The organism is Actinoplanes sp. NPDC089786, from assembly GCF_040684855.1.
Lineage (GTDB): Bacteria > Actinomycetota > Actinomycetes > Mycobacteriales > Micromonosporaceae > Actinoplanes.
This window is the reverse complement of record NZ_JBFBGU010000035.1, coordinates 21,754-38,732: the sequence shown is the minus strand read 5'-3', so window position 1 is coordinate 38,732 and position 16,979 is coordinate 21,754. Positions and strand designations below refer to the sequence as shown.

Sequence of the window (16,979 nt, the reverse complement as noted above, 5' to 3'; positions counted from 1 at the left end):
TCTGATGCCAACGCCAGCGTTGGCCAGTCGCCACGACGCTACGGTGTCTGCCGTCCACGATGAGCGGGTTCGCGTGGCACCTGACTATTTGGGGCATCTGCCGGCCGCCGGGCCGAGCCACAGGGACAGCGGGTAACCCCGACCTAGGTCTGGGTGAAGGTGAGCAGGACGACGTCCTCGGCGGCCGCGTCCTCGATGAGGCCGATGCTCTTCTCGACTGTAGCGTCCGCGTCGAGCCACACCGGCTCGTACTGGGCTGCGGCGACGCGGTCGGCGGTCGGCATGGTGTTCTCCCGGTCGGCTCGTGCTCCAGCGGTGTACCGACCGTAGCCGCCGCCGGCTCAGCCGGTGCGGCGTTGCGCGCATCGGGGCGCGGCTTCGCGCGATCGGCCAGAGCCGATCAGTCGTCCCACGCCCGGCGCGCAATGCCGAGGGTCTGGCAGTGCTTCCTAGTGCCGGCTCTCAATGCCTGCAGCAGCTTCGGGCGCCTTGCCGGTCATGTCGTGACCTCTCCCTCCCACGTTTCGAGCGTCAGCGCCTGACCATCGAAGCTCAGTTCAAGGCCGGTCCCTTCATTAACCTGGTTAAGCACCGGCTGGAGCGCTCGCAGACGCTTGGCAATAACCGAGGCGAAAGGGAGGTTCGCTGGAGGCGTCCCGCAACACCCAACGCGACCCGTACCAGTCGTAGTCGTATGGCACGATCCGCCAGAACGGGGCCGCTGGATCCGGGACCGGATCTGGCTGCGCGACCCCGACGGCCAGCCGACCCGACCGCGAACGAGTCATCCCGATGAGCCCCGAGCTGGTCCAGGTGCTGCTGGCCGTGCAGCGGCGAGCCCGCGCGGGCGCCGACACCATCCCCCTGGCCGTGCGCTACGACGCGGCCGAGAAAGAACCATGGGCCGGCCCTGCCGCACCTGTTCTCCCGCCTGGTCGGTGCACGCCAGGAAGTCCTGTCCCCGCACCACGTGCGAACCGTGCCGGCCGCGACCACCGAAGCGGCCGGGCTGCGCGACGGCGACGAGCCGATCAGGTTCACCCCGCACGACTTCCGCCGGCTGTTCACCACCGAAGCCGTCGGCAACGGCCTGCCCCTGCACATCGCCGCAGCTTTGCTCGGGCACCTCGACCTGGACACCACCCGCGGCTAAACCGCCGTGTTCCAGGACGACGTCATCGCCCGCCACCAGCAATTCATCACCCGCCGCCGCGCGGTGCGCGACGCCGCCGAGTACCGCGATGTCACCGCCGACGAATGGGCCGGGTTCGAGAAACACTTCCAGCTGCGCCGCGTGGAGGCCCGTGATTTCGCATTGTGGCTCAAAATCGCCAAGAAGCCGTCGCGGCAGCGTCGCCCTGATGCGCCGGCACCAGGGTCGGTGAACCCGGTCACCGGCAAAGCGACACCTGCGAGCAACTACGCGGCCCGGACCAGGCGGCACGCCCGGGCGGTGATCCGGTCCTTCTACGAGTACCACCGGGAAATGCACGGCCGGCCGCTGGTCAACCCCTTCCCCATGGTCAAAGGCGACGGTGAGGAGCGGCTCAATGCCCATCACAATCCGATGCAGCCGTTCCGATCGCCGTCTCGGCGTGCGGCGTATCAGCCGAAGGAGCCCAAGCCGGCTCCGCGGAGCATCCCGGATCAGGCGTTCAACGACCTGTTCGCGGCGCTGGACTGCAACCGGGATCGGGCGCTGATCGCGTTCTACATCTCCACCGGTGCCCGCGCTTCGGAGCTGCTCGGCGTCTGTCAGGGCCTGGTCGCCCCGGAGGATCAGGTGATCGGCGTAGTCCGTAAGGGGAGCCGGGCACTGCAGCGGTTGCCGGCCTCGACGGACGCGTTCGTGTGGCTGCGGCTCTACCAGCAGGAGCTGCGGGACATCGTCCCGCGAGGGCCGGAGGAGGCGGTGTGGTGGACACTGCGGCGGCCGTTCCGTCCGCTGACCTACGATGCGACCCGGATGGTCTTCAACAAGACCAACGCCGCGCTCGGCGCGAACTGGACACTGCACGACCTAAGGCTGGCTCGGTGAGGTCGCCGCGATCGAGACCACCATGGCGGCTGCGGCCCAAAAGCTCGAAGCCATGCGCGCCACCCGCAGCGCGACAGTCCATCGGTCCTCGAGGACACCCACCCCGACGGGGTCGACGGCGACGACGTCCGCGCCATCCTCGAACGCTGCGCCCGGGCCGCCCTGACCTGGCACCCCGACACCGACCCGCACGTGCTGCTGCTCCTGCTGGCCGGCGCCCTGGGCGTCCACGACGACGACGGCGAGCCGCTGCCTCCCCCGTCCTCCCGGGCCCGCCACGCGGCCCTCCTCCTGGCCGACCTGCTCGGCCTGGCCGACCTGCTCGGCGACACCCCCGCTGGTGACGAGGCCGCCGACAAGCAGGTCACGGCCTGCCTCACGGCGGCCTTCGCCGAGATCGAACGCGCCCAGCTGAACGACTGAGCGGCCCGAGGCCCGCTGCGGGACGGGCTCGGGGCAGGGCGGTTCCGGCTGACGTGCCGGGCCCGTACTCGCGGTCGTCGGTGGTGATGGCCGGCCGGCGAAGTGCGCCCGCACCTTCGGCCGGCCGATCCGCTGCTCGTGGTGCAGGTGCGCGGCGCAGGCCGCCATGGTCGAGTCGCACCCGGTAACCGCCGCCGGTGCCGCGAGGACCCGTCGGGCCGAGGCGACGGCGATGCCACCGGCCAGGAGCACAACGGTTCACCGCTGCACCATCCGATCTTGACCGGTGCCGGCGCCCGCACCAGCCGGCCCGACCCCAGGCCCAGTTGTTTACCTGCTCACGGGGCTACTGAACAACCCGGCCGCCGGGTTCCCTGGGGACCGGCACCTGTGCGGTGCCGAGCGAGTCGGGAGAGGGGGAACCGTGTCGACGTCTTCGCGGAACGTCCGCCGGCTGACCGTAGCGGTGGCCATGGCGTTGCTGCTCGGCGCCTGCCGGGTCGAGGGCGGCGAGCGCCTGAGCGACACCGAGATCGAGCAGATCCGCGACGTGCTCACCACCACGACGACACCGCAGCCGAGCGGAGCCGTCGATGAGTACCAGAGCCGCTGGGACGCCGTGGTCACCGCTTGTATGGCCGCCGACGGCCTGCCGTACCGGCCGTGGCATCGCCCGCTGCCACCCCCGCTGGCCTCCGGCCTGGCGCCCGCCGAGTTCGCCGCCACCGCGGGCTTCGGCATCTCGACCAGCATCGGATCGGTGCAGCCCGGCCGGCCGGTCGTCGACCCCAACCGGCAGGCTCTCCGGACCCTGAGCGCGGAGCAGCGTCAGGCGTACCGGTCGGCGCGGGATGCCTGCGACCGGCGGGCGATGTCCGTGCTGGGGGTCCCGCCGATCTCCGGCGCGGGTGAGTTCGTGACCAGTTCTGCCGTCGGCGACCAGCTTCGGGAGATCGCCACCGCGGCGGAACGCGACGCCCGGGTGGTGCGCGCCCGGGCGGCCTACCGGTCGTGCATGAGCGCGGCCGGTCAGCCGGCGAGCACACCGGCTGAGGTCACCGCCGACTTCCAGCGGAAGGCGCGCCCGTACACGACGGCGTTCCAGGCCCAGGCCACCGCTCGCGCCGACCGCGGTGGTGACCCGTCGGACCTGACGCTGGCCGAGGTGTTCCCGCCGCCGCGGCTCGCGCAGTTGCGCCGGCTGCAACGGGAGGAGATCGCCGTCGCGGTGGTGGAGCAGCCCTGCGGCACGGCGCTGAAATCCGTGGTCGACGCCGTGCACCGCGAGTACGAGCTGTCGGCCCTGCATCAATTGCCCGCTCGATGACCAGATCGGTCATCCGGAACGAGGGGATCGGGATGATATTCAGACAAGTGGTGCGGCGGCTCCTGACCGGCCTGGCCGCGTTCGCCGTCGCCGCCACCGGGGCCGTCGCCCTGTCGGCACCGGCGCGAGCCGCCTGCTACGGCACGGCGCAGGCGGTGACCATGTACTACGGCGGCAACCTCATCGGACAGGAGGCCGCCCAGTACGCCAGCACGTGCGACGGCGACACCGAATACCGCGGTCACGTCTTCGACATGTACACCGACGGCAGTTGCGTGTCGGTCTACTTCTGGAACCCGGGCCCGGTGCGCGAGGCACGGTCCTGCGACAACGCCGGAACTCAGTACATCTTCAACGACACCTACGGCGGACGGTTGGCGTCCTACTGGGACATGTGCACGACGTACGTCTGCCGGTTCAACACGACCGGAAACCCGGGCGACGACACGATGTACGGCTATTAGGCCGGGTTTCCGCCAGCGAGAGGGGAAAGGACAATGTTGCCATCCGACAGATCCGCCGTCCGCCGCGGTCCGGTGCGGCGGCTGACAGCCGCCCTGGTCGTGCTCGCGTTCGCGGTGGTGGGCGCCGTGGCCGGGCCGGCGGCACCGGCGCAGGCCGCCTGCTACGGCACGGCGCAGGCGGTGACCATGTACTACGGCGGCAACCTCATCGGGCAGGAGGCCGCCCAGTACGCCAGCACGTGCGACGGCGACGGCCAATACCGTGGCCACGTCTTCGACATGTACACCGACGGCAGCTGCGTGTCGGTCTACTTCTGGAACCCGGGCCAGGTGCGCCAGGCACGGTCCTGCGACAACGCCGGGACGCAGTACATCCTCAACGACAACACCGGGGACACCTACGCGTACTGGGACATGTGTACCACCTATCACTGTCGTTACTACACGTTCAACGACGGTGACGACACGTTCATGTACGGCTATTAGCACTGCCGCCGGCCGGGCCGCCGAGGTGGCCCGGCCGGCGCCTCAGGCGAAGGGGAGCAAACGATGAATCACGTCCTGCGCCGGGTGTTCAGCGCCCTGGTGCTTATCGGGGCCCTGGTGTTGGGGAGCACCGGCGCCGCCGCCGCGGCCCGACCGGATCCGGGCGGCGCCTCCACGCCCGCGGAGGTATCGGCCCGGCTCGCGTTGTCCTGCCCGGCGGGCAGCGTATGCGCCTGGCCGCACACCAACGGCGGCACGAGCCAGCGATGCAGCTGGAGCAACTCCGACGACAACTGGTACGCCCAGCCGGTCGTCTGTTCCTGGGCTGACGACCAGGCAGTGAAGGCCCTCTACAACAACGGGCAGAACTCGGCCTACAGCGGCGTCTGCTTCTACCTGAGCGCCGGCTATCAGAACTTCTGGGTCTGGCTCGAGCAGCGGGGCGGCCAGTACGTTGAAAACGCGGGGGTCTTCATCCAATCGCACCGGTGGAACAGCTGGCCGGATGGCTGTTGACACTGCTTCACCGGGACGGAAGGACGAAGGTGTCACGTTCCTCGGCGGTGAGGGCCCGGGTCGCCCGGGCCCTCGCCCTGCTGCGGACCTCGGTGATCGGTCCGCAGACCTCGCAGTGCCAGAGCCGGATGGTGCCGTCGCCGTGCGCGGTGGCGAGCCGGCCGCCGGGGGTGAACCTGACCTGTTCGACCGAGGCGCCGTGGCCCCGCACCGTGACCAGTTCACGGCCGGTCCCGGCCTGCCAGATCCGCACGCCGTCGCCGTCCTGGCCGCTGCTGGCGAGCAGCCGGCCATCCGGGCTGAAGTCGACGCTCCAGACGACGTCGCGATGACCGTGCAGGGACAGCGGTGGACCTTGGCCGTCACTGGACCAGAGCCGGAGCGCGCCGTCCTGGCCGCCGACGGCCAGGCGCCGGCCGTCCGGGCTGAACGCGACCGCCCATACCTGGCGGCCGGACGGCTGGTCCTGGATCACTGTCGGTGTTCCCGTGCCGTCGGCCGGCCAGATGCGGATCGCGCCGTCGGCGCCCGCACTCGCGATGCGCCGGCCCTCCGGCGCGAACGCGATGGCACGGACGCCGCCGGCATGGCCCCGCAGCACCAGCGGTGAGCCGCCGGCCAGCGACCAGACGCGTACCGTGCCGTCCTTGCTGCCACTGGCCACGCGTTGACCGTCCGGGCTGAAGCTGACACCGAAGACGGGTTTGGTGTGGCCGCGCAGCACGGCACGTGCCTCGCCGGTCCGCGCGTCCCAGACGCGTACGGTCCGGTCCCGTCCGCCGCTCGCCACCCAGCGGCCGTCCGCGCTGACCGCGACAGCCAGGACCTCATCCGTGTTGCCCCGCAGAACGAGCGGATCCGAGCGCCACGGATCTCGCCAGACGCGCACTGCTTTGTCCAACCCTCCGCTGGCCATCAGCCGCCCGTCGGCGCCCGTGGCGACGGTCCACGCCGCCCCATGATGGCCGCGCAGGACGAGCGGGTCGGCGGCGACGCCGGGATCCCAGAAGCGGATCGTGCCATCGGTACTCGCGCTGGCCAGCCGCCGGCCGTCCGGGCTGAACGCGACACTCCACACCGCTCCGTCATGCCCGCGCAACACCACCGGGTCCTGCTCGCCGGTCGTGTTCCAGACCCGGATGGTGTTGCTGCCGCTGTGGCTGCTGGCCACCCGGAGACCGTCCGGGCTGAACGCCACGGACTCGACGTAGGAGTCGTTGCCACGCAGGATGACCGGCGCTCCGGGACCGGCGGCCGGCCAGATGCGTACCGTGCCGTCGGAGCCGGCACTGGCCAGGCGGCGTCCGTCCGGGCTGAACGTCACATCCTTGACGGTCCACTCATGACCGGTGAGCACCCTCGGGCGGCCCCGGCCGGTCGCGTTCCAGAGGTGGATCGTCCCGGTGCCGCTGACGGCGACCTGCTTTCCGTCCGGGCTGAAGGCGACGCTGAGCGCGGGGCTGCCGATCGTCAGGGTCAGCGGTGGCCGCCGGCCGGCGGGGTCCCAGATCTGGACGGTGCCGTCGTCGCCGGCGACGGCGACCCGCCGGCCGTCCGGGCTGAACGCGACAGCGTGCACGACGGTCTCCGGTCCCCGCAGCACGACCGGTGCACCGCCGGCCAGATCCCACACGGTGACCAGGCCGTCAGCCCCGCCCGCGGCGAGCCGACGTCCATCCGGGCTGAAGCCGAGGCCGTTCACGGCCGAGTCGCCGTGCCGCAGGACGCGTGGGGCCGCCATCAGCCCGTCCGGCTCGGCGCGCTGCCACAGACGGACGGTGCCGTCATCGCCGGCGCTGGCGACCATGCGGCCGTCCGGGCTGTACGAAACCTGGATCACCTGGCCCTGGCCCGCGGGCACGGTTGCCCGGACCCGTGAGTCGGCCACCGCCTGGCGGAGCGCCGCCTGGGCCTCCTCGGTGGGCCGGGTGTCGTCCGCCTCGATCGCCAGCAACAGCGCGACCTCCTGATCGACTTGCAGCTGGGCCCGGGCGTTGGCCACCAGCTGGCTAGAGCGGGCCAGGTCGCGCTGCTCGTTCGCCCGGCGCGCCTGGACCCCCGCGACGGCGGCCAGCACGCTCAGCACCACCACACCGGCCGTCAGTCCGGTCAGGGCGAGCCGCACGCGGCGGCGCTGGGCCATCGCCTCGGCCGCCCGCCGTTCGCGGCCGGCGGTCAGGAACGCGCGCTCCAGGGCATTGAGGCGCCGCAGGTCACGCCCGTCCCACGCAGCCAGTGGCGCGCCGCGGTAGAGCGCGCCGCTGTCGCGGTCATGCGATCGCCAGATCAGGCTCGCCTCAGTGAGCCTGTGGTGCAGATGAAGCTCGCCGCGGTCGGCCTGCAGCCAGTCGTCGAGCCGGGGCCAGGCCCGGATCAGCGCCTCGTGAGCGATCTCGACGGTGTCGGTGCCGAGCACCAGCAGACGTGCGCCGGCCAGCTCGGCGAGCACCGTACTCACGCCGGGCTGGTCGAACTCGTCGATCCGGGCCCGGCGCCGAGTGTCCGGTACCCCCTCGCCCAGCGTGATCAGGCGGGTGAGCACCTGATGGACCGTCTCCCGATTCCGCGCGTCCAGACGCTGGTAGACCGACTCCGCTGTCTGGGCGATCGCGCCGCTCATCCCGCCCGCGGCCTCGTACCCGGCCACCGTCAGGACATTGCCGCGGCGTTGCCGCCACGTCTCCAGCAACGCGTGAGAGACAAGCGGCAGGGCGCCCGGCTGCCCTTCGGCATCCGCCACGATCTTGATCACCAACGCGCGCTCGACAGTCAGGCCGGCGGGCCGGGCCGGCTCAGTGACCACTTCGCGCAGCTCGTCCGGGGTCAGCGGGCCCACGGGGACGTTGGCCCCGGCGAGCAGCCGGGCCAGGGGCGCGGACTCCGCACAGCGTGCGTAGAAGTCAGCGCGGACCCCGATCACGATTCGCGTCCGCGGCTCGGCACCCTCCGCCGCGTCCGCGACCTCGGCAATGAAGTCGCCCTGAACGGCCGGATCACGGCACTGCGTGAACAGCTCTTCGAACTGATCGATGACCAGCAGGACCGGGACCCGCTCCAGCGCGTCACGCAGCGTCCTGAGCGGCTCCGCACCCGGAGTGATCAGCTCGACGTGGTCGCCGCCGCACCGTACCGCGGGGATCAGACCGGCCCGCAGGAGCGAGGACTTGCCGCTGCCGGACGCTCCGAACACCGCCACGAACGGGTGCCGGGCGAGCATCTCGGCCAATCGCGCCAGGATTCGCCGCCGCCCGAAGAAGCGCTCCGCGTCCTGCACGCCGTAGCCGATCAGCCCGAGATAGGGCGGCTCCTTCTCGGCCGGCGAGGACTGCCGCGGCACACCGTTCTCCCGCGACGCCGCCCACTCGGCCGAGGCCTGACGCCACCGCCGCTCCCAGTCGGCCGGATCGCCGCCACACGCGCGGACGAACGCCAACGTCACCGCCAAGCTCGGCAGACTCCGGCCACCAGCGGCATTGGCCAGCGCCGCGACCGAATAGCCGGCTTCGGCGGCAAGGTCGCGATATCCCGGGTTTCCCGCCAGCCGGCGCAGGTCACGAAGCTCCGCGGCCAGCATCTGCACCGGACCGGCAGCAGGATCCAGCGAACGTTCCGGACGCGGCATCCCTCACACCTCATCCATAGTGGCCAATCCCTCGGATCAGCATCCCGTCCGGCGGGCCGAGAATCTCGATACAGTCGGATTCATGCCTTTTCGAAAAGTGTCCGAGATGGACTGCGCGGGTCGGCGGCGGTGCCGCCACCGGCCGGATGCTCGGCCATCACCTGGACCTCGGCTCGACCTGGCCCAGGTCGGCTGGCGGCTGGACGAGCGGGAACCACCGCCAGCCGAACTCGTCCGCCAGCCGTGCACCCTGCCGCCACCACGACCACGACCACGGCACGAGGACTGCGGCGCTGGCGATGATGGCGAGCACCGAAGTCGTCAGCTGCCACCGCTGTGACCGCATCGCTTCCCGTACCGACCGACCGGCGATCCGGCGCTTAGCAGTCATGAAGCCATTGCACTCGACGTCACCAAGCCGCAAACCGATCGGGTGACGGCCGTCAGGGTTCGAACGATCGGTATCCGGACATCGCACCTACCCATTCGGGAGTGTGGCACGCGCACGACATTGCGATCCATCACGTCGGCCAGCTGACACTCGCCAGCAAGATCCCCGCCGGGGTACCGGCACCCCTGCCACGCCACACCGTCCCACGCCGGAAAATGCCGACCATCCTTTCGGGTAGGACAGGCTCAAAGCTCGTCCACCGAACCAGGGAACAGCCCAGCGCCCGGTCGATGCTCCCGGCAACCCCGGGCATCGCCGGGATCAGTCGAAGTCGTAGACGGTAGTAGGGACGTCGCACTCGCAGAACGCAGCGACGATCAGCGGCTCGACGCGTTCCCAGCGACCGCCCGCCAGACCGCAGCCAATCCGCGGCATGTGGACCGAAGCGGAGAGCCGGACGGCGTCCTCGGCGACGGTGTGCAGGCACTTGTCGATGGCGTCGTAACGGACCGGCGGGCCGGCGGGCCGGCGCTGCCCCGGCGGATGCCGTGCTGGCCGACCATGTTCGCCACCCACAGGTCGGGCCGCACCTGCACGAGCTGGGTGGCGCCCAAGCCGAAGTCGTTACCCGCGCGCTCGCGGTGCCACCGCCGGAAGGCGTTCTCAGGTTCCGGCCACCGACGTGAGATCGCCACCACGAAACCCTTGCCCCAGCCGCCGAGGTCATTGCACACGTGGACGACGACCTTCGGCCCCTTAGCCTGCGGACTGGTCGCGTCACCCTGGAAGCCGAGAATCCAAGATCATTTCGGTTAAGCCTGTATCCGCTGCCCCCACCTGCGGCTCGACCCGGCGCAGCGGCCGCTGCTGGACGCCATCGAAGCCAATACCCATGAACGGATCGCCGAGGCACCGACCAAACAGTGGCTCGGCGAGGTCTCCGCGCTGCAGGAGACCCTGCAGCACATCGGCCGCAAACGTGAGCAGCTGCCGCCCGAGCCGCCAGCAGCAGCCCAGATGCCCCACTGAGAAGCCCAGGTCCGCGGCAGCGAACCAGGCGCGCCTTCGTTGGCCGAAACGTCACGCCATGACGGGCTGAGCGGTTCTGACACCTCCGGCGCCCTCATACCCAGCCAAACCTGTATGGCGCCTCCCGCGCCATCTGACTGTCCTTCCACCGAGCACGAATTCGGCGTTTCCCATGGTCATACCCTGATCCTTGCGGCTAGCGTCGAGAAGGTCCCGGGTGCTGGAGGACCGTCGTCATGCTGCGCTGGCCCGTCGATCCGGTTCGGGCATCGGCCGTCCGTACGCCCGAGGACAGTCGAACGCCGGCGCCTATGAGATGAAGTGGGACGGTTCTCCAGAGACTCTTCCGCGTCTCAGCTGATCGACGCGTATCGGTGTCGGCTGTTGTCCGTTGAGTGATTGGCATGCACGTCGATCGCTCCGGGACAGGTTCTGCCCGTAGCGCGGCTTCGGCGTGGTTTCGGGGAAGCGACACTTCCCGGCGTACGGTGTCCCGCTGCCCGGATCCGTCCTGCTGCCGCCGCCCGCCCGCCACGCTGGTCGACACGTGGGAGGGCCACGCCTGGCCGAGCGCCCGGGTCCACAGCCACCTGCTCGCCGCGCTGCCACCGGGCAGCTTCCCGGGCGTCGACGCCCAGGACGTCTACGAGTTCCTCCAGCGCCGCGCCGGCTGAAATCCGGTTGCCGGGGGTCCTATCGTGAGCCTGTGCTGACTCCGCCCGATGACCTGTCCGAGCCGGTGGTGCGCGACGCTCTCGCCGCCGGCTGGTCGCTGACCGCCGCGACGCTGGACTATCGGGCGGTCGGCTTCGGGGCGCATCACTGGGCCGTCGTCGACGCCGGCGGCAGGCGGTGGTTCGTCTCGGTGGTCGATCTGCGCAAGGGTGGCTTCGACCAGTTGGGTGGCTTCGACCAGTTACTGGCCTCGCTCACCGCGGCTACCGCCCTGCGGGACTCCGGATGCGACTTTGTCGTGGCGCCGGTCGGGGCGCCTGTCGTGCGCGTCGGGGAGTTCTATGCGGTGACGGTCTACCCGCATGTCGAGGGTGAGAGCTTCGGGTGGGACGACTACTCGGATTCCCATCGCGCGGCGATGCTCGACCTCGTGGTGGCCGTTCACGCGGCGCCGGCCTCCGTCCGGGACCTGGCCTGTGCGGATGACTATGCGATTCCAGCCGGTGGTCCGGTGCGTCCGGAAGCCGGGCCTTACGGGCCCCGGGTGGCCAAGCTTGACCTGAGCCCGGTTTCCGCGGCCACGGCCCGGTACGGCTCGCTGGTCGACGGTGTCCGCTCGTCGCCGCCGGAGATGGTGCTCACGCACGGGGAGCCGCACCCGGGCAACACGATGCGGGCCGGTGGGCGGTGGCTGCTCATCGACTGGGAGACGGCCATGGTCGCGCCGCCCGAGCGGGACGTCTGGCAGCTGGACGGGATGCAGGAGGCCTACACGGCCGCCACCGGGGTGGTGTTGCGGGCCGATGCGCTCGAGCTCTATCGGCTGCGGTGGGACCTCAGCGAGATCGCGGAAGGGCTGGCGTGGTTCGCGGCACCGCACGGGGACACCGAGGACGACCGGGAGACCTGGGACAACCTCGTCGAGTCGCTGGGCAACCTCAGCGCTTCGTGAGGAGGTCGGCCAGCAGGACCTCGACGCGGGACCGCCCAGGCCCACCAGCCGATGGTGAGAACGGCGCAGAACACCAGCGCGCCGTGCCACGTCTCGTCCTTCGCGAGCACGTCCGCGCAGCGCGCCACGAACAGCACGAAGGCCAAGTCGAAGAAGAGTTCCAGGCGGGTGGCGGACCGATCCGACTCCTGATTCAGGTCGGGCGGCCGGACCGCCTCGACCTGCTCCGCCTCTTCCTCGTCCAACCGTTCCTGGTCATTGGACACTTGCTCTCCCCGGCCGATGGTGCGGTGCTGCCGGTCAGCACTACCCCCGCAACCCAAGACCACACGGGAGAGCCCCACCGAATCGGACGCCGTGCAGAGCTAGATCTCGCAGCACCCGGCGGCATTCGGTCGCGCTCGTGGACCCTCAGTCCATGACGAGGACGCTGGCCCGGGGCGCCAGGAAGTGGTCCATCACGAGTTCTGCCGCGCCCAGCGCCGCGACCTGCTCGCTCACCACGGAACCCTCGACGGAGAACGACTCCCGCGGAACGATGAGCTCGTTCCGGACCGCGGGTCCAAGAATGGGGAGGAATGCCTCGCTGAGGCGGTCCCAGATCGGCCCGCCGACAACGACGCGCGAGACGTCGAGGAAGTTGACGAGCACCGCGATCCCGACGGCGACGCGGTGGGCCGCCCGCCGCAGGAGGTCGGAGGCCTTGGGGTCACCGGAGGCGGCGAGCTCCGAGATCAGGGTGCAGGCGTCGTCGATGGCCGAGTAGTCGGTCAGGTTGGGCAGCGGCATGAGTCCGGCCTGTGCGGCCTGGATGACCAGCGCCTCGGGGACGCAGGCAGCCGCCAGTCCACCCCGTCGCCCGCCCCAGCCGAGGTCCTCCGCGAAGGGGTCCACGAGGATGTCGCCGACCTCGCCGATATTGTTGCTCACGCCGCGCAGCACCTGGCCGGCCGTGACCACGGAGGCTCCGACACCCGACCCGAGGTAGAGGAACAGGAAGTCCGAGCTGGCCGAGGTGCGCAGCTCGGCCGTGGCCGACGCCGTGACGTCCTTGTCCAGCAGGACCGGCATGCCCGTGAAGTCGTGGAGGTCCGCCCGCAATCTCACGTCGTGCCACCGAGGGAGCTGCGGCGGGTCGAGCATGACACCGCTGACGACGTCGAGGGGCCCCGGCACCGCGACGCCCAGACCCAGCACGCGGTGCCGATCCGCCCCGGCGGCGCTGATGAGCCGGCCCGTGTTGAGGGCGATGAGCGAGATCACGTCGCGAGGGTTGAGGTCGCCGGGAATGCGCAGCTGCAGCCGCTCTCGGACCTCGCCGGCGAGGTCGAGCAGCAGCAGCGTGAGGCGTGCCGGGTCGAGGTGCACGCCCACGGCGAACGCTCCGTCGGCCTTGACCCTCAACGGAATGCTCGGCCGCCCCCGCACCGCGTCGAGCGGCGCGCTCTCCTCCACCATCCCGCCCTCGATGAGGCGACGAGCGATGTTCGAGATGGTCTGCGAGGAGAGCCCGGAGGTGCGTTGCACGTCGGCCCTGCTGCGTCCTGGGTCGCGGCGGATGAGGTCCAGGACGACTGCTTGATTGAAGTCCGCCAGGCGGAGCAGGTTGCTCCCGCGCAGCACGTCGGTCCTCCCTCACACGTCCGTCAGTCCCCGGGCGTGCACCCGTGGCGCCTCATTCTCCCACCGATTGGGCCAAGATGCGACCGGCCCGGATCGACCCCATCGCAGGCGGAAGACCCAGCCTTCTTGACCAGCATGTTAACGACGGATTACTGTCGCAACGTTGTTTCCCCATCGATTGGGTAAAAGAGGTCCACGGACCGTGAGCAGGAGAAGGACGCGATGAAGCGGATACGTATTATCGCCATCGTCGCCGCCGGGACCATCGTGGCGAGCGCGCTGAGCGCCTGCTCCGGTGGAAGTGAAGATGGCGGCAAGGACGGCAGTGACGGACCGGTGACCGTCTCGGTCATGGAGTTCCAGCAGTCGCGCATCGACGCGGTGGCCAAGCTCATCCCCGGCTTCGAGGCCGACATGAAGAAGCAGGGCAAGGACATCAAGGTCAAGCTCGTCGCCGATCCCCTCACCGACGACCAGTTCAAGACGAAGGTCACCCAGCAGCTCATCGCCAAACAGGCCCCCGACCTCATCGACATCGGCGACAGCCTCGTCCCCGGGTGGGCCGGCGCCGGGTACCTCACCCCCCTGGACGACTACCTCAAGGACTGGGACGGGTGGGACCACTACTACCCGCAGATCAAGAAGGCCATGGTCCGCCAGGACGGCAAGATCTACGCCCTCGTTCACGACACCGGCGTGCAGAACCTCTTCTACCGCAAGGACCAGCTCACCCAGTTCGGCATCGACACCGCCCAGCCGGCCACCTGGGACGATCTCCTCTCGCGCCTCGAGCAGATCAAGCAGAAGACCGGCGGCACGCCCATCGTCATCCCGGCCGGGACCGCGTGGGGCGGTAGCACGTGGACCGAGGGTTTCCAGCCCATCCTCGGCGGCACGGACAAGAACTACTACAGCCTCGAGACCGGCAAGTGGGACCTCAAGAGCCCCGGCTTCCGAGCGGTGTTCGACCTGTACTACACCATGTACTCCAAGGGCCTGCTCCCGGTGCAGGACCTCGAGAACCCCAACCCCTGGGAGCCGACGAAGTACGTCAAGTTCCCCGAGGGCAAGATCCAGGTCTCGGCGCAGGGCACCTCGGGGTGGAAGTTCGACTGGGGCCCGGAGGGCAAGGCGCCCATCAAGGGCCTCAACGAGAAGGTCGACACCTGGCAGTACCCCGGCCTGCGCAGCGGTGACGCGCCCTTCGGGTGGAGCGGCCTCGGGTTCGGCTACGGCATCCCCGCCTCGTCCCCGCACAAGGACGCGGCGATGCTCCTCGCCCAGTACCTTTCCACCGGCAAGCCCCTCGCGGACCAGCTGGTGAGCTCCGGTGCCGCGGCGCCGCGCGACGACCTCGCGGACGTCAAGCCGTACGCCGACGAGCCGAAGCTCCTGCAGGCGGGCAAAGACCTCGCCACCAGTGTCTACGTGCCGACCGGCGACGGTGCCGAGCAGGTGGCCCAGGCCGTTGCCGCGGCGACCGAGCTCATCATCAACGGCAAGGCCGACGGTGCGCAGGCCTACGACGCGTTCTTGAAGAACGCGACGGACCTCCTCGGGCCCAACCTCGTCAAGGAGTGACCGCACACCCATGACCACCATCGCCGCAACCGCTTCGGCGGCGGCCGGCCCCACGGGGCAGGCGTCGCCGAAGCGGCGCCGCCGACGTACCTGGCCCGTGGTCCTGCTGCTGCTCGGACCGGCGGCCCTGCTCATCGTCGTGTTCATCCTGGCGCCGGCCGTGTACGGCGCGTACCTCAGCCTCACCAACACCCAGCTGACGGGGTTCGCCGCGCGTGACCCGCAGTTCGTCGGTGTCGACAACTACACCTACCTGCTGTCGAACTCCGAGTTCCTGGCATCACTGGGCCGGACGGGCGAGTTCGTCCTCTACTCGGCGATCATCGGCCAGACCGTGCTCGGGATGACGGCCGCCGTCCTGCTGGCCCGGCCCTGGGTCCGGGGGAAGGGACTCGTCGGCGCCGCGATCCTCATGCCGATGGTGGTTCCCGAGGTGGTCGCGTCCCTGGCCTGGGCGAGTGTGCTGTCGAACAACTCAGCGGGCACCCTCAACCAGCTGACCGGGCTGTTCGGCGCCGATGCCACCGACTGGCTGCAGGTCGTGCCCTTGGCGTCCGTCGTCGTCGTCAACATCTGGCGCGGCATCGCCTTCGCCATGATCATGTTCCAGGCCGCGCTGGAGGACGTTCCCGGCGAGCTCATCGAGGCTGCGCGCATGGACGGCGCCACAGCCCTGCAGGTCTTCCGCTTCGTCACGCTGCCGCTCATCCGCGGACCGGTCTTCCTCTATCTGCTCCTCACCACGATCAGCACCATCGGCGCCTTCGGACTGGTCTACTTCCTCACCCAGGGCGGTCCGGGCGGGCGCACGACGATCTCCGCGATCTACATCTACGAGCGCGCCCTGCAGTTCTCGCAGATCGGCATCGGCAGCGCGGCCTCCATGATCCTGCTTGCGCTGGTGCTCGTCCTCGGCCTGGTCTACGTCCGCCTCGCGAAGGTCGAGGTGTGAGATGACCGCCGTCACTAGCCGCCGGGAGCCGTCGCCTGCGGCAGACCTCGCCGCGCCGAGGAGGAAACGGCGTCTCACGAGCATCGATGTCGTGAAGCGGGTGCTCGGCTACATGCTGATCGCCCTGCTCGTCGTCTTCTGCGTCGTGCCCTTCGCCTGGGTCGTGCTCAGCGCCGTCGACGCCAACGCCGGACCCAACGTCCAGGCCCCTTCCCTCTCCCTCGACAACTTCGTCCACTTCTTCACCGACTCGGGCACTCCTCGGCTGCTCGTCAACAGCCTCGTCATCGGCGTCGGCGCGACGGCGATCAACCTCGTCCTCGGGCTGGCCGGGGGCTACGCCCTCGCCCGGTTCGAGTTCCGTGGACGACGGCTGTTCATGTTCGGCATCCTGCTGGTGAGGGTCGTCCCGGCGCCCGCCACCATCGTGGCGTTGTACCTCATCATGGTGAAGCTCGAGCTCACCAACACCCTGCACGGTCTGATCCTCGTCGAGGCGGTGCTGCAGCTGCCCATCACCCTGTGGCTGCTCAAGGGGACGGTCTCGGCCGTGCCGATCGAGCTCGAGGAGGCGGCCTGGCTCGACGGCAGCACCCGCATCCAGGCGATCCGCCGCGTCGTCCTCCCGCTCGTCGGACCCGGCCTGGGCGCCGCCGCCATGCTCACGTTCATGGGTGTCTGGGGGGACTTCCTCACTCCCCTGGTGATGCTCCAGAGCCAGGAGCTCTACCCCCTGTCCATCGGGCTCTTCCGCGCCTTCAGCGAGCACAATCAGGTCGACTGGGGCCTGCTCGCCGCCAGCTCGATCGTCTACATGGCGCCGCCCGCGATCCTCTACGTCTTCGTCCGCAAGCACTTGTTGCGCTCCAGCCTCGGCGGGGCGCTGAAGGGATGACCAGT

Annotated in this window: 17 protein-coding genes and 1 pseudogene; 12 read left to right on the top strand and 6 right to left on the bottom strand. The window is 70.0% G+C overall.

Going from position 1 to position 16,979, the window contains the following annotated elements:
• Positions 1-143: 143 nt before the first annotated feature.
• Positions 144-284 carry a hypothetical protein gene (locus AB0O15_RS44620; protein WP_364333103.1) on the bottom strand — a complete coding sequence of 47 codons (141 nt, stop codon included), beginning with the start codon at positions 282-284 and terminating at the stop codon, positions 144-146.
• 626 nt (positions 285-910) lie between these two features.
• On the opposite strand from AB0O15_RS44620, the gene AB0O15_RS44615 reads away from it, so the two are divergent.
• The 7 genes from AB0O15_RS44615 (at position 911) to AB0O15_RS44585 (ending at position 5,254) form a co-directional block, all read left to right on the top strand.
• The gene (locus AB0O15_RS44615) at positions 911-1,153 is read left to right on the top strand and encodes a tyrosine-type recombinase/integrase (RefSeq protein WP_364333163.1); all 243 of its coding nucleotides are present in this window, start codon (positions 911-913) and stop codon (positions 1,151-1,153) included.
• Between the two features lie 6 nt (positions 1,154-1,159).
• A complete protein-coding gene (locus AB0O15_RS44610; protein WP_364333100.1) occupies positions 1,160-2,038 on the top strand; it encodes a hypothetical protein in 879 nt (292 codons plus the stop codon).
• A gap of 192 nt (positions 2,039-2,230) precedes the next feature.
• Positions 2,231-2,461 (top strand): hypothetical protein, encoded by a 231-nt coding sequence (locus tag AB0O15_RS44605; protein ID WP_364333097.1) that lies wholly within the window; start codon positions 2,231-2,233, stop codon positions 2,459-2,461.
• Positions 2,462-2,885: 424 nt separating this feature from the next.
• Positions 2,886-3,788, top strand: coding sequence for a hypothetical protein (locus tag AB0O15_RS44600; protein WP_364333094.1), 903 nt, complete (start codon positions 2,886-2,888; stop codon positions 3,786-3,788).
• A 47-nt stretch (positions 3,789-3,835) separates the two neighbouring features.
• A complete protein-coding gene (locus tag AB0O15_RS44595; protein ID WP_364333091.1) occupies positions 3,836-4,252 on the top strand; it encodes a hypothetical protein in 417 nt (138 codons plus the stop codon).
• A 72-nt stretch (positions 4,253-4,324) separates the two neighbouring features.
• Entirely contained in the window at positions 4,325-4,738 is a 414-nt protein-coding gene (locus AB0O15_RS44590) for a hypothetical protein (RefSeq protein WP_364333088.1), read from the top strand.
• Positions 4,739-4,801: 63 nt separating this feature from the next.
• Entirely contained in the window at positions 4,802-5,254 is a 453-nt protein-coding gene (locus AB0O15_RS44585; protein WP_364333085.1) for a peptidase inhibitor family I36 protein, read from the top strand.
• 7 nt (positions 5,255-5,261) lie between these two features.
• Here the strand turns inward: AB0O15_RS44585 and AB0O15_RS44580 are convergent, their stop codons facing one another.
• The 3 genes from AB0O15_RS44580 to AB0O15_RS44570 all read right to left on the bottom strand — a co-directional run bounded on the left by AB0O15_RS44580 (position 5,262) and on the right by AB0O15_RS44570 (position 9,843).
• Positions 5,262-8,876 (bottom strand): hypothetical protein, encoded by a 3,615-nt coding sequence (locus AB0O15_RS44580; protein WP_364333082.1) that lies wholly within the window; start codon positions 8,874-8,876, stop codon positions 5,262-5,264.
• A 157-nt stretch (positions 8,877-9,033) separates the two neighbouring features.
• A complete protein-coding gene (locus AB0O15_RS44575) occupies positions 9,034-9,267 on the bottom strand; it encodes a hypothetical protein (RefSeq protein WP_364333080.1) in 234 nt (77 codons plus the stop codon).
• A gap of 321 nt (positions 9,268-9,588) precedes the next feature.
• Complete coding sequence (locus AB0O15_RS44570) at positions 9,589-9,843, bottom strand: hypothetical protein (RefSeq protein ID WP_364333077.1); 255 nt, start codon at positions 9,841-9,843, stop codon at positions 9,589-9,591.
• A gap of 941 nt (positions 9,844-10,784) precedes the next feature.
• On the opposite strand from AB0O15_RS44570, the gene AB0O15_RS44565 reads away from it, so the two are divergent.
• Together AB0O15_RS44565 and AB0O15_RS44560 are read left to right on the top strand one after the other, a co-directional pair.
• Complete coding sequence (locus AB0O15_RS44565) at positions 10,785-10,970, top strand: hypothetical protein (protein ID WP_364333074.1); 186 nt, start codon at positions 10,785-10,787, stop codon at positions 10,968-10,970.
• 32 nt (positions 10,971-11,002) lie between these two features.
• Positions 11,003-11,923, top strand: a complete 921-nt coding sequence (locus AB0O15_RS44560; protein WP_364333071.1) for a phosphotransferase — start codon at positions 11,003-11,005, stop codon at positions 11,921-11,923.
• Between the two features lie 44 nt (positions 11,924-11,967).
• Here AB0O15_RS44560 and AB0O15_RS44555 read toward each other — a convergent pair.
• Positions 11,968-12,189, bottom strand: a pseudogene (locus AB0O15_RS44555) (low temperature requirement protein A); the annotation flags it as partial.
• A 145-nt stretch (positions 12,190-12,334) separates the two neighbouring features.
• The gene (locus AB0O15_RS44550; RefSeq protein WP_364333068.1) at positions 12,335-13,546 is read right to left on the bottom strand and encodes an ROK family transcriptional regulator; all 1,212 of its coding nucleotides are present in this window, start codon (positions 13,544-13,546) and stop codon (positions 12,335-12,337) included.
• A gap of 222 nt (positions 13,547-13,768) precedes the next feature.
• Between AB0O15_RS44550 and AB0O15_RS44545 the strand changes: the two genes are divergently transcribed.
• The 3 genes from AB0O15_RS44545 to AB0O15_RS44535 all read left to right on the top strand — a co-directional run bounded on the left by AB0O15_RS44545 (position 13,769) and on the right by AB0O15_RS44535 (position 16,974).
• Positions 13,769-15,127: an extracellular solute-binding protein gene (locus AB0O15_RS44545; RefSeq protein WP_364333065.1), complete on the top strand. Its 1,359-nt coding sequence runs from the start codon at positions 13,769-13,771 to the stop codon at positions 15,125-15,127.
• 10 nt (positions 15,128-15,137) lie between these two features.
• Complete coding sequence (locus AB0O15_RS44540; protein ID WP_364333062.1) at positions 15,138-16,079, top strand: sugar ABC transporter permease; 942 nt, start codon at positions 15,138-15,140, stop codon at positions 16,077-16,079.
• A 91-nt stretch (positions 16,080-16,170) separates the two neighbouring features.
• Positions 16,171-16,974, top strand: coding sequence for a carbohydrate ABC transporter permease (locus AB0O15_RS44535; RefSeq protein ID WP_364333059.1), 804 nt, complete (start codon positions 16,171-16,173; stop codon positions 16,972-16,974).
• Positions 16,975-16,979 lie beyond the last annotated feature (5 nt).

What these genes read in the sequence shown, in the direction of transcription:
- AB0O15_RS44545 (WP_364333065.1), top strand. Translation starts at nt 13,769, where the DNA reads ATGAAGCGGATACGTATTATCGCCATCGTCGCCGCCGGGACCATCGTG.
- AB0O15_RS44580 (WP_364333082.1), bottom strand. Translation starts at nt 8,876, where the DNA reads ATGCCGCGTCCGGAACGTTCGCTGGATCCTGCTGCCGGTCCGGTGCAG.
- AB0O15_RS44620 (WP_364333103.1), bottom strand. Translation starts at nt 284, where the DNA reads ATGCCGACCGCCGACCGCGTCGCCGCAGCCCAGTACGAGCCGGTGTGG.
- AB0O15_RS44585 (WP_364333085.1), top strand. Translation starts at nt 4,802, where the DNA reads ATGAATCACGTCCTGCGCCGGGTGTTCAGCGCCCTGGTGCTTATCGGG.
- AB0O15_RS44575 (WP_364333080.1), bottom strand. Translation starts at nt 9,267, where the DNA reads ATGACTGCTAAGCGCCGGATCGCCGGTCGGTCGGTACGGGAAGCGATG.
- AB0O15_RS44540 (WP_364333062.1), top strand. Translation starts at nt 15,138, where the DNA reads ATGACCACCATCGCCGCAACCGCTTCGGCGGCGGCCGGCCCCACGGGG.